General features: G+C 70.8%; 9 protein-coding genes. 8 read left to right on the top strand and 1 reads right to left on the bottom strand.

Annotated features, from left to right (window positions below):
- Positions 1 to 12: 12 nt before the first annotated feature.
- The 8 genes from uxaC (at position 13) to ABLE53_RS11600 (ending at position 9,659) form a co-directional block, all read left to right on the top strand.
- Positions 13 to 1,434: a glucuronate isomerase gene (gene uxaC, locus ABLE53_RS11635; protein ID WP_348859095.1), complete on the top strand. Its 1,422-nt coding sequence runs from the start codon at positions 13 to 15 to the stop codon at positions 1,432 to 1,434.
- Positions 1,431 to 2,819: a mannitol dehydrogenase family protein gene (locus ABLE53_RS11630; protein WP_348859094.1), complete on the top strand. Its 1,389-nt coding sequence runs from the start codon at positions 1,431 to 1,433 to the stop codon at positions 2,817 to 2,819. Before uxaC ends, ABLE53_RS11630 begins: the two co-directional genes overlap by 4 nt.
- Positions 2,806 to 4,026, top strand: a complete 1,221-nt coding sequence (gene manD, locus ABLE53_RS11625; RefSeq protein ID WP_348859093.1) for a D-mannonate dehydratase ManD — start codon at positions 2,806 to 2,808, stop codon at positions 4,024 to 4,026. The genes ABLE53_RS11630 and manD overlap by 14 nt, the downstream gene beginning before the upstream one ends.
- Before the next feature lie 87 nt (positions 4,027 to 4,113).
- Complete coding sequence (locus tag ABLE53_RS11620; protein ID WP_348859092.1) at positions 4,114 to 5,715, top strand: glycosyl hydrolase family 79 C-terminal domain-containing protein; 1,602 nt, start codon at positions 4,114 to 4,116, stop codon at positions 5,713 to 5,715.
- 2 nt (positions 5,716 to 5,717) lie between these two features.
- Positions 5,718 to 5,921: a hypothetical protein gene (locus ABLE53_RS11615; RefSeq protein ID WP_348859091.1), complete on the top strand. Its 204-nt coding sequence runs from the start codon at positions 5,718 to 5,720 to the stop codon at positions 5,919 to 5,921.
- Positions 5,882 to 6,808, top strand: coding sequence for an alpha/beta hydrolase (locus ABLE53_RS11610; protein ID WP_348859784.1), 927 nt, complete (start codon positions 5,882 to 5,884; stop codon positions 6,806 to 6,808). Before ABLE53_RS11615 ends, ABLE53_RS11610 begins: the two co-directional genes overlap by 40 nt.
- A complete protein-coding gene (locus ABLE53_RS11605; RefSeq protein WP_348859090.1) occupies positions 6,805 to 6,927 on the top strand; it encodes a hypothetical protein in 123 nt (40 codons plus the stop codon). The genes ABLE53_RS11610 and ABLE53_RS11605 overlap by 4 nt, the downstream gene beginning before the upstream one ends.
- A gap of 107 nt (positions 6,928 to 7,034) precedes the next feature.
- Complete coding sequence (locus ABLE53_RS11600; protein ID WP_348859089.1) at positions 7,035 to 9,659, top strand: alpha-glucuronidase family glycosyl hydrolase; 2,625 nt, start codon at positions 7,035 to 7,037, stop codon at positions 9,657 to 9,659.
- Here the strand turns inward: ABLE53_RS11600 and ABLE53_RS11595 are convergent, their stop codons facing one another.
- Positions 9,660 to 11,696 (bottom strand): NAD(+) synthase, encoded by a 2,037-nt coding sequence (locus ABLE53_RS11595; protein WP_348859088.1) that lies wholly within the window; start codon positions 11,694 to 11,696, stop codon positions 9,660 to 9,662.
- Positions 11,697 to 11,712: the final 16 nt, after the last annotated feature.

The raw sequence follows: 11,712 nt of genomic DNA, 5'->3' as shown, positions 1-11,712 counted from the left end.
ACGATGCGGAGCATGCCGAGCGACTCCGCGCCCCTGCGCCCTCACCCCGACCGGCTGCTCCCGTCCGAGCCCGGGCTCCGGGCGATCGCACGCGAGCTGTACGAGGCAGTGCGCGACCGGCCGATCCTCTCGCCCCACGGGCACGTGCCGGCCCAGTTGCTGCTCGACGACGAGCGCTTCCCCGACCCCGCCCACCTCTTCGTCACGCCCGACCACTACGTGACCCGGCTGCTGCACGCGAACGGGATCGCGCTGCACGACCTCGGCGTCGGTCGCGGCCAGCTGTCGGAGAGCGAGTCGCGAGCGGTGTGGCGGCAGCTGTGCGAGAACTGGCCGCTCTTCCGCGGTACGCCGGTGCGCTACTGGCTCGAGTCCGAGTTGTTCGACATCTTCGAGGTCACCGAACGACCCTCGGCCAAGAACGCCGACGCGCTCTATGAACACCTCGCCGAGCGTCTGGCCCTTCCGGAGTACCGGCCGCGCGCCCTCTTCCGCCGCTTCGGCATCGAGGTGCTCGCCACCACCGACGACCCCACCGACGACCTCGCCGCGCACCGCGCGCTTGCCGAGGACCCCACCTGGGCGGCCCGCGTGGTGCCGACCTTCCGGCCCGACCGGCTGCTCGAGCCGACGCGCGAGGGCTGGCGGGCGGCGGTCGACCTTCTGGCGGAGGTCTCCGGCGTCGACACCGGCGACTACCCGGGCTACCTGCGGGCGCTCGAGGCGCGTCGGCGCTACTTCGTCGAGCACGGCGCTGTCTCCGCCGACCACGGCCACGAGGACGCCGTCGCCGAGCCGCTCGAGGTGGGCGAGGCGACCAGGATCTTCCGGGCCGCCCGCGCCGGCCAGGCGTCGGTCGCGGAGGCCACGGCCTTCCGCCGGCACATGATGGTCGAGATGGCCCGGATGTCGTGCGAAGACGGGCTGGTCATGACCATCCACCCCGGGGCGCACCGCAACCACCACCCGCCGAGCCATCGCGCGTACGGACCCGACACCGGCTCCGACATCCCGCAGCGCACGGAGTACACCCGCGCCCTGCGCCCGCTGCTGGAGCGCTACGGCACCCATCCCAACCTGCACCTCGTGCTCTTCACGCTCGACGAGACGGTCTGGTCGCGCGAGCTCGCACCGATGGCCGGCTTCTACCCCAGTGTGTACGTCGGGGCCCCGTGGTGGTTCCTGGACGCGCCCGACGCGATCGGGCGCTTCCGGGCCGCGGTGACCGAGACCGCCGGCTTCAGCCGGATGTCGGGCTTCATCGACGACACCCGGGCGTTCTGCTCCATCCCGGCCCGGCACGACATGTCACGCCGGCTCGACGCCGCGTTCCTCGCTCGGCTGGTCGGCGAGCATCGGCTCGACCTCGACGAGGCGCTGGAGACCGCCGTCGCGCTGGTCGACGATCTGCCGCGCCGGGCATTCCGGCTGTGACACCCCGGGTCCCGGCGCTGAGCCGCCCGGCGCTCGCCCGGCCGACGCCCCCGGTCGCGGCGGTGCACCTCGGGCTCGGTGCGTTCTTCCGGGCCCACCAGGCCGTCTACACCCAGCTCGCCGCCGACGGCGAGGAGTGGGGGTACGTCGCCTTCACCGGCCGCAGCGCGGCGCTGGCCGAGCAACTCGACACCCAGGACGGCCTCTACACGCTGCTGGTGCAGGGCCCGGACGGCGCCTCGGCCAGCGTCGTCGACCGGCTCGCCGAGACCCGGCCCGGCACCGACATCGAGGGCTGGCTCGGCGCGTTCGCGCGGCCGTCGATCCGGCTTCTCACCCTGACGGTCACCGAGGCGGCCTACCGCCGCGACGTCACCGGCGGTCCGGACCTGGTCGCCGACGATGTCGCCGCCGACCTGGCCGGGCTGCGCGCCGGCGACCTGGCCGACTGCCGCACCGTCCCGGGCAGGCTGGTCGCAGGGCTCGAGGCGCGCCGGCGCGCCGACGCCGGTCCGCTGACCGTCGTACCCTGCGACAACCTGCTCCACAACGGCGCCGCCGTCCACCGGGTCGTCGCCGGGCTGGCCGCCGCCGTCGACCAGGCCCTCGTGGACTGGATCGAGGAGTCGGTCACCTTCGTCGACACCGAGGTCGACCGAATCACACCGCGAACGACCGACGCCGACCGGGCCGCCGCGCAGCGCCTCACCGGCTGGTACGACGCCAGCCCGGTCGTCACCGAGCCCTTCAGCGAGTGGGTGCTGGCCGGGGCGTTCCGTGGAGGCCGCCCCCGCTGGGAGAGCGCCGGCGCCCAGTTCGTCGACGACGTACGCCCCTTCGAAGAGCGCAAGCTGTGGCTGCTCAACGGCGCCCACTCCCTGCTGGCCTACGCCGGCAGCATCCGCGGCCACCGCACCGTCGCCGGCGCCATGGGCGACCCCGCCTGTGGCGGTTGGGTCGAGGCATGGTGGGACGAGGCGTGCCGGCACCTCTCGTTGCCCGCCGACGCCCTGGCCGCATACCGCGCCGCGCTCGTCGCCAGGTTCGAGAACCCCGGCATCGAGCACCTGCTCGCCCAGATCGCTGCCGACGGCTCGCAGAAGCTGCCGGTCCGGGTGCTGCCGGTGCTGGCCGCGGAGCGGTCCGCGGGCCGAGAGGCCGCCGCCGCGACGCGCACCCTGGGCGCCTGGGTCGCGCATCTGCGCGGCCATGGCGCGCCGGTCACCGACCCGCGCTCCAACGAGCTCACCCGGCTCGCCACCAGCCCGCTCCGCGGGGCGGTCCCGCGTCTGCTGGCCGTCCTTGACTCCCGTCTCCCCGACGACCCGGCGGTTGTCGCGGCCGTCATCGCTCACACCGAGGAGTTCGAACGTGAAGATCAGTGACGTCGACGTCATCGTCACCTGCCCCGGCCGCAACTTCGTGACCGTGAAGATCACCACCGACGACGGCGTCACCGGGGTCGGGGACGCCACCCTCAACGGCCGTGAGCAGGCGGTGGCGGCGTACCTGACCGAGCACGTCGCCCCCCAGCTCGTCGGCCGTGACCCGCTGCGCACCGACGACACCTGGCACTACCTCTACCGCGGTGCCTACTGGCGCCGGGGCCCGGTCACCATGACCGCGATCGCCGGCATCGACACGGCGCTGTGGGACATCAAGGGCAAGGTGGCCGGCCTGCCGGTCTACCAGCTCCTCGGAGGCAGGGCCCGCGACGGTGTGACGGTCTACGGCCACGCCTCCGGCGCGAGCGTCGAGGAGGCCGTGGCCGACGCCGCCGACTACCTCGAGCGCGGCTACCGGGCGGTGCGGCTGCAGTCATCGATCCCCGGACTCGACTCCACCTACGGCATCGGAGGCAACACCGCCGCCGGAGCGCATGCCTACGAGCCTGCGGAGTCGGCGCTGCCGGTCGAGAACGTGTGGGACACCGAGGCCTACCTCGCACATGTGCCGACACTGTTCGAGGCCGCCCGCCGCGAGCTGGGGCCGCTGCCGCGACTGCTCCACGACGTACACCACCGGCTGACCCCGAACGAGGCCGCACGGCTGGGCAAGGAGCTGGAGCCGTACCACCTCACCTGGATGGAGGACCCGGTCCCGGCGGAGATGCAGGACGGCTACCGGCACCTGCGCCGGCACACCACCACCCCGATCGCCACCGGCGAGGTCCTCAGCTCGATCTGGGACTGCGAGACCCTGATCCGCGAGCGGTTGATCGACTACATCCGCACCACCGTGGTCCACGCTGGTGGCATCACCCACCTGCGACGGATCTTCGACCTCGCCGCACTGTACGACGTGCGCAGCGGCTCGCACGGGGCCACCGACCTCTCGCCGGTCTGCCTCGCCGCCGCGCTGCACGTCGACACCGCGATCCCGAACTTCGGGCTGCAGGAATACATGCCCCACACCCGCGAGACCGACGAGGTCTTCCCGCACTCCTACCGATTCGAGGACGGCTTGATGCATGTCGGCGAGGAGCCCGGGCTCGGCGTGGACATCGACGTGGAGAAGGCGGCGGCCTACCCCTACCAGCCGGCCTCGCTGCCGATCAACCGACTGCGCGACGGCACGATGTTCCACTGGTGAGTGCAGAGCAAAGGACGGCAACTCGTTGCCGATGTGAGCGTCGTCACAGAGCGTGAAGGAGTGATGACACTCCCTCGCCTAGCGCGCTTGCTCGTCCCTCTCGCCGCCGCCTCCCTGACCGTAGCCCTCGCCGTCCCGGCGTCGGGGCCGGCCCGGGCAGCTGACATCGTCACCCCGATCGGTCTCACCGCCGCGGCCGACGACGACACCCCGACGATCCCCGCCGACCTGCTCGGCTTCTCGGTCGAGTCCGCCGACCTCGCGCACGGATTCCTGACCCGCGACCTCCTGGCCGGTTGGCTGCGCTCGCTGGGCCGCCACGGTGTACTCCGCGTCGGCGGCTACTCGATGGACCTGGTCTGGCCCGCGTTCGGCCGGTGGGCCGACGAGCCGGCGCCGCCGGAAGCGATCGGCGGCACAGTCGACCAGGGTGACCTCAACCAGCTCGCCGCGCTGACGCGGGCCACCGGCTGGAAGGTCAGCATCGGACTGCCGCTGAAACGGGTCATCGACCCGAGCAAGATCAAGGACCCGACCAAGGACCCCTCGCCCGCGGTCACGCTGAACCAGGCGGTCGCCGAGGTCGTCGCGGCGTACCGAACCCTCGGCCACCACTTGGCCGGCGTGGAGGTCGGCAACGAGTACGACAACGTCACCACGCTGACGCCGGCGGAGATGTGGTCCGAGATGAAGCGCTACAAGACCGCGATCGACGCCGCGCTCCCCCACGCGCACCTCAAGGTCATCGGCCCCTCGGCCAACACCGCAACCACGAACACCAAGCTTGACGATTTCGTCAGCGCTGTCAGGCAGGACACCGCAGTGAATCCGGAGCAAGTCCTCGAGGAGGTTTCCTCCCACCTCTACCCGGGCAGCCACTGCGGCTCGTCGCACACGTCCATCGACTCGCTGCTCTCGGCGTCGAAGTATGCCCAGGACCAGTCCAAGCTCGACGGCATCACTGCTATCGGCACCCGCCTCGGTGATCAAGTCCCGATGACGATTGACGAGACCAACAGCGCCTCGTGCAGCGGCCAGCCAGGCGTCAGCGACGCCTATGCCATGTCCCTGTGGTCGCTGGACTATCTGCTGCAGGATGCCCGCAGCGGGATGGACCGCGTCCAGTTCCACACCAACACCGCGGCCGTCTGCGGTGACTTCAAGGAGCGCACCTCACCGGACTACCCGATCTCCTACCGCTACTACGGCGCGTTCTGCGCGCCCGACCAAGACGCCCTGGCCGCTGACCACCTCGCCGCCGCGCCGCTCTACTACGGGCTGCTCGCCTTCAGCCAGGTGCCAACCGGCCGGTTCCTGGACCTCAAGCTGACCGACGACGAGCTCGCGGCGACCCGCGCATACGCCGTGCAGGGGCCCGGCCGCCGCGTGACGCTTGTCCTGATCAACCTCGAGGACCTCGCATTGGCCGGGAGCACCACGCAGCGCATCACGGTCCAGGTTCCCCACCGCCTCGCCCGCGGCACGGCGATCACCCTCGCCTCCGCCGACGGCGCCGGCCTCGCCTCGCTTGACGCCTCCGCAGTCACCCTCGGCGGCCAGCGAGTGGACCAAGCCGGGGACATGACCGGACGGCCGCACCGCGCGCCGGTCGCGGTCCACGGTGACACCACCACCGTAGACGTCGCGCCCGGCACCGCCCGCATCGTGACCCTGCTGTCGAAGGACTGATCATGGACCTGCACGCGCACCCCAGCCGCCGTACGACGCTCATGCTCGGCCTCGCAGCAGTGAGCGCGCCCGCGGTCGCCGGCCTCCGGACGCCGGCGACCGCGGCCACTGCCGCGGCCGGCGGCGACTACCCGACCAGCCAGCTCCTTGCGGACGAGATCCCCATCTGGGCCGGCACGGCCCCGGCTCAGACGGGCTGGAGCTGACAGAGACGATCACCGAGCGCAGCACTGATCCCAGGCTCCACGACCGCGTCATCAGTGGCGTCACCCGTCCGAGCATCATCCCGTTCCTCCCGCCGCAGGGCAGACGGGACGGGTCGGCGGTGCTCCTGTGCCCCGGCGGCGGCTACGCCTACAGCGCCTTCGACCTCGAGGGCTACGACATCGCCCAGTGGCTCAATGCCCTCGGAGTCGCGGCGTTCGTCCTGAAGTACCGGCTCCCCGCCGAGGGTCATCAACGCGGGTACGACGTCCCGCTCGAAGACGGCCAGCGCGCCCTGCGGCTCATCCGGTCTGAGGCCGACCGCTGGGGCCTCGACCCCGCACGGATAGGGGCGATGGGCTTCTCCGCCGGCGGCAACCTCGTCTCCGCGCTCGGCACCCAGTACGACAAGGGCGTCTACACCCCTGCGGACGAGGTCGACGACGTCAGTGCACGCCCGGACTTCCTGATGCTGGCCTACCCGGTCGTCACGATGCGCAGCGGGATCACTCACGCGGGCACGCGCCAGCGGCTGCTCGGGCCGGATCCGAGCCAGGAGCTGGTCGACGCCTACTCCAACGAGCTGCACGTCACCGGCGCGACTCCGCCGACGTTCATCGTTCAGGCCCACAACGACCCCGTCTCCACACTCAACAGCACGCTGTTCTACGAGGCGCTCAAGAGCGCCCACGTCGTGAGCGAGCTCCACATCTTCCGCCAGGGCGGTCACGGGTTCGGGGTGCGCAAGGCAACCGGTGCCCTACGACTCTGGACCGCGCTGGCTGACGAGTGGCTGCGCGCCAGTGGCGTCATCGGCTCCCTCTCCGCCGGCGACGTGGTGCCCACCGTTCAGCAATCCCTCGACGACCTGGAGAGACGCCGACCATGACCGGTCTCATCACGCTCCGGCCCGCGCCTCACCAGACCGTCGTGCCCGCATCGAGCAACGTGGGTGCCGGCGACGCCGTCGTACTCCGGGTGCCGGTGAGGGGCGACCATTCAAGCTGAGCAGGACCGGACGTCGGCGCTGAGACAGCAACAGATGGCAATCGCTTGTCTCTTGTGACGACGGTCACTTAGGTGGGTTCATCCATCCCTCTCTCGGAAGAACAGCGATGACCGCCATCTCGGGGCGCGCGTCCCGCCCTTGCCTTGCCCTCGCCACCCTCCTCGCCCTGGTCGTCGCGACCCTGGTCGCAGCTCCGGCCGCCCATGCCCACAGCGGGCACGCGGCGCGCGGCGCCGCGGCCGTCGCACCGAACGGCACCCCTGACTCCTACGACGGCTCGCAGATGTGGCTCCACTACACCCGGGTCGGCGACCCGCGACTCCTCGCGAGCTACCGACGCACGGTCCGCGCGATCGTCGTGGAGAACGCCGACGCCCACAGTGTCTACCGCCACACCGAGGACCTGCACATGCTCCCCGGCTCCGCGGAGCACCTCGTGACGACCAGCCTCGAGGCCGCCCGCGACGAGCTCAGCCGCGGGCTCGGCTCGATGCTCGGCGAGGACGTCCCGGTGAGCGACAGCGGCGTCGCCTCGGGCGCTGTCGTCGTCGGCACGCCGCAGTCCTCCGCCGTGGTACGGCGTGACGTGCCACCACCCGCGCTCCGCCGGCTCGGTGACGACGGCTACCTCATCCGCTCCGTCGGTCACGGCGACGCGGCCCACACTGTCATCGCGGGCAACACCGAGGTCGCCGCTCTCTACGGCACGTACGGCTTCCTGCGCCTGATACAGACCGACAAGCCGATCAGCCATGTCGACGTCGTGTCGGTGCCGAAGGTGCAGGACCGGTGGCTCGACAACTGGGAGACCGAGCGCCTGTACGCCGGCAACGACGCGACCGGCACCGGTGGCCTCAACGGGGAGAACGGCTCGATCTTCGACTTCGACGCCACCGACGCGAGCGCGTCGAAGAACCTTCCGGTCATCCTCGACCGGTATGTCGTCGTGGCGCGGGCGCTCGCCTCGCTGGGCATCAACGGCATCAACATCAACAACGTCAATGCCGACAACAAATACCTCACACCGGCCTTCATCGAGCAGGAGGCCGCCCTCGCCGACGCCCTCCGGCCGTACGGCATCAAGCTCGCGCTCTCCATCAGGTACGACGCACCGACCGACCAGCGCTTCGCGCCGGACACGCTGACAGCGGACCAGCTCGACCCCACGAAGACGCCGTTCCGTGCCTGGTGGCACCGCAAGGCGGTGCAGCTCAAGAAGGCCATCCCGGACTTCGCCGGCTTCACCGTGAAGGCGAACTCCGAGGGACAGCCCGGCCCGCAGGACTTCGGCCACGACCACGGCGACGGCGCCAACGGCATGGCGGCGGCGGTCGCGCCGCTGGGCATGACGATCTTCTGGCGGACCTTCGTCTACAACCCCGACGTCGACACCGACCGGCTGAAGCGCGCCTACCTCGAGTTCGGCCCCATCGACGACGAGCCCCAGCCCGACGGATCGAACGGTCGCTTCGCCGACAACGTCCTGCTGCAGACCAAGAACGGCCCACTCGACTTCCAGGCCCGTGAGCCGATCAACCCGATGTTCGGCCGGATGGAGAACACCAACCAGGCGCTCGAGCTCCAGGTCACCCAGGAGTACACCGGGCAGAACATCATGCTCGACTACCTCGCCCCGATGTGGGAGGAGGCCCTGAAGACCGACACGCATGCGACCGACGCGAACGGCCGGCCCCTGCGGCGGCGCCTGGTCGGCGACATCGTCGACGGAACGGCACAGGGTCAGCAGCGGACCGCGATGGTCGGGGTCGCCAACCTCGGCAACGCCGACGACCTCACCGGCCACCAGTTCTCCCAGGCCAACCTCTTCGCGTTCGGGCGTCTGGCCTGGGACTGGACGCTGGACTCCAGGAGCATCGCCGAGGACTGGGCCAAGATGACGTGGAGCCGCAACCGGCGCGTGGTGAAGACGATCGTGGAGATGATGATGGGCTCGCGGGAGGCGGTCGCCAGCTACGAGACGCCGCTCGGAATCGCCCATCAGATGCACGCCGACACCCACTACGCCCCCGGTCCGAGCGAGACGCTGGCGCGGCCGGACTGGAGCCCCACCTACTACAACAAGGCCGACAGCGTCGGGCTCGGCTATGACCGGTCGCGCACCGGCAGCGACTTCGTCGACCAGTACTTCCCAGTGCTCGCCGACCGCTACAACGACATCCGGACGACGCCCGAGAACCTGCTGATGTGGTTCCACCACGTGCCATGGGGCTACCGGATGAAGGACGGCCTGCCGTTCTGGGATGAGCTGGTCTACCGATACCAGATGGGCGTCCAGTACGTCACCTGGATGAGGCAGGCCTGGGACTCGCTCGAACCGTCGCTCGATGCCCGTCGCTTCGGCGAGGTGCAGGCAAGGCTCGCGCAGCAGGAGGTCGACGCGAAGGACTGGCGCGACACCTGCGTCGGCTACTGGCAGACCTTCAGCGGCCGGGCGATGCCGACCGACCAGGGCCCGACGTCGATCGCGGTCGTGATCGACGGCAGGAGGTACGACGGGTTCGACCTCTCCGCCGACTCTTACACGCTGACGGTGCCCGCCGACAGCTCCCCGCGCATCACCCGGGTCATCCCGGCCGACCGCCGGGCGTCGTACCGAATCCTCCAGCAGGCCCAGGGCGTCCCGGGCACGGCGCAGGTCGAGGTCCGCACGCAGAGCTTCTTCGGCCCGCTGGTGAAGGACTACACGTTCCACCTGCAGCCGAGCAGCTGACTACTCCATCGGGACGCGGGCCTCGAGATCGGCCAGCCAGGCAGCGGGGCTCGCGTCCGACGGCATCCGCCAGTCGCCGCGCGGCGACATCGTGCCGCCGTTGCTCACCTTCGGGCCGTTGGGCAGCGCCGACCGCTTGAACTGGTTGGCGAAGAACCGGCGGCAGAAGACCTCCAGCCAGTGCCGGATCTCTGCCATCCCGTACGCCCTCCGGCGCTCCTCGGGGAACCCGGGCGGCCACTCGCCCTGCGCGACGTCGTGCCACGCCGACCAGGCGAGGAACGCGATCTTCGACGGCGTGAACCCGTTGCGGACGACGTGGAACAGGGTGAAGTCCTGCAGCGCGTAGGGCCCGACCTTCGCCTCGGTCGACTGCGGCGAGTCGCCGGGGACGAGCTCCGGGGAGATCTCCTGGTCCAGGATCTTCTGGAGCACGGCGTTCGTGCTGTCCTCGAACTGCTCGGACGAGATGACCCACCGGATGAGGTGCTGGATCAGGGTCTTCGGCACGCCGGCGTTGACGTTGTAGTGCGACATCTGGTCACCGACGCCGTACGTCGCCCAGCCGAGCGCCAGCTCGGAGAGGTCGCCGGTGCCGACCACGATCCCGCCGCGCTGGTTGGCGAGCCGGAAGAGGTAGTCGTAGCGCATCCCGGCCTGGACGTTCTCGAACGTGACGTCGTAGACGCTCTCGCCCTCGCCCGCGGGATGGCCGATGTCCTTGAGCAGCTGGGTGGCGGCGGGCCGGATGTCGATCGTCTCGTACGTCGTGCCGAGCGACTCCATCAGCGCGAGCGCGTTGCCGAGGGTGTGGTCGGAGGTCGCGAACCCGGGCATCGTGAACGCGAGCACGTCCGAGCGCGGCCGGCCGAGCCGGTCCATGGCGTTGGCGGCGACGATGAGCGCGTGGGTGGAGTCGAGGCCGCCGCTGACGCCGATGACGACCTTCGTGTCCGGCCCGATCGCCTGCAGCCGCTGCTCGAGGCCGGAGACCTGGATGTTGTAGGCCTCGTAGCAGTCCTGCGCCAGCCTCTCCGGGTCGTCCGGCACGAACGGGAACCGGTCGACCTTGCGGCGCAGGCCGTTGCCGGTGAGCGGCGGGCTGAGCTCGAACTCGATCGTCTGGAAGCCCTCGGTCTCCGCGGCGTACGTCCTCCGGTTGTCGTCGAAGGTGCCCATCCGGCGGCGCTCGGCCATGATCCGGTCGAGGTCGACGTCGGCGATCGTGCGGCGCGGCCCGTCCGGGAACCGCTCCCCCTCGGCGAGGGCGTCCCCGCACTCGTAGACCATCGTCTGCCCGTCCCACGAGAGGTCGGTCGTCGACTCGCCCTGGCCCGCGGCGGAGTAGGCGTACGCCGCCAGGCAGCGCGCGCTGGCGCTCCGGACGAGCAGGCGGCGGTCCTCGGCGCGGCCGACGGTGATCGGGCTGCCGGAGAGGTTGAGGAGGACCGTCGCGCCGGCGAGGGCGCCGATGGCGCTGGGTGGCACCGGGACCCACATGTCCTCGCAGACCTCGACGTGGACGACGAGGCCGGCGATGTCGGTCGCCTTGAACAGCAGGTCGGTGCCGAGCGGAACCTCGACGCCGGCGACGGCGATCGTCGCGCTGCGGTACTCGTCGCCGGCGCCGAAGTAGCGCCGGTCGTAGAACTCGCGGTAGGTCGGCAGGTAGGCCTTCGGGATGACGCCGAGCACCTCGCCCGCGTGGATGACGACGGCGGTGTTGAGCACCCGGTTGCCGTGGCGCAGCGGCGCACCGACGACGATCATCGGCAGCAACTCCTCGCTGGCTACGCAGATGGCCTGGATCCCGGCCTCTACCGCGTCGAGCAGCGTGCTCTGAAGGTAGAGGTCGTCCACGGCGTACCCCGACAGGCAGACCTCGGGGAACACCGCGACCGCAACGCCCTCCTCGCTGCACGCCCGGGCCTGCTCGATCACCGTACGGGCGTTGGCCGCCGGGTCGGCCACCGCGATCGGGATCGTGCAGGAGGCGATGCGGGCGAACCCGTGGGCGTAGGCGGAGTAGAAGTCCACGTGTCCGAGTCTAGGG

It is taken from the genome of Nocardioides asiaticus (assembly GCF_040049175.1).
In the GTDB taxonomy this organism is placed as follows: Bacteria; Actinomycetota; Actinomycetes; order Propionibacteriales; family Nocardioidaceae; genus Nocardioides; species Nocardioides cheoyonin.
The sequence above is the reverse complement of the archived record's forward strand: the minus strand, read 5'-3'. Positions and strand labels throughout refer to the sequence as shown.

Bases quoted from the DNA above. Each gene is read 5' to 3' on its own strand.
- uxaC (WP_348859095.1), top strand. From the start codon at position 13: ATGCCGAGCGACTCCGCGCCCCTGCGCCCTCACCCCGACCGGCTGCTC.
- ABLE53_RS11615 (WP_348859091.1), top strand. From the start codon at position 5,718: ATGGACCTGCACGCGCACCCCAGCCGCCGTACGACGCTCATGCTCGGC.
- ABLE53_RS11605 (WP_348859090.1), top strand. From the start codon at position 6,805: ATGACCGGTCTCATCACGCTCCGGCCCGCGCCTCACCAGACCGTCGTG.
- ABLE53_RS11600 (WP_348859089.1), top strand. From the start codon at position 7,035: ATGACCGCCATCTCGGGGCGCGCGTCCCGCCCTTGCCTTGCCCTCGCC.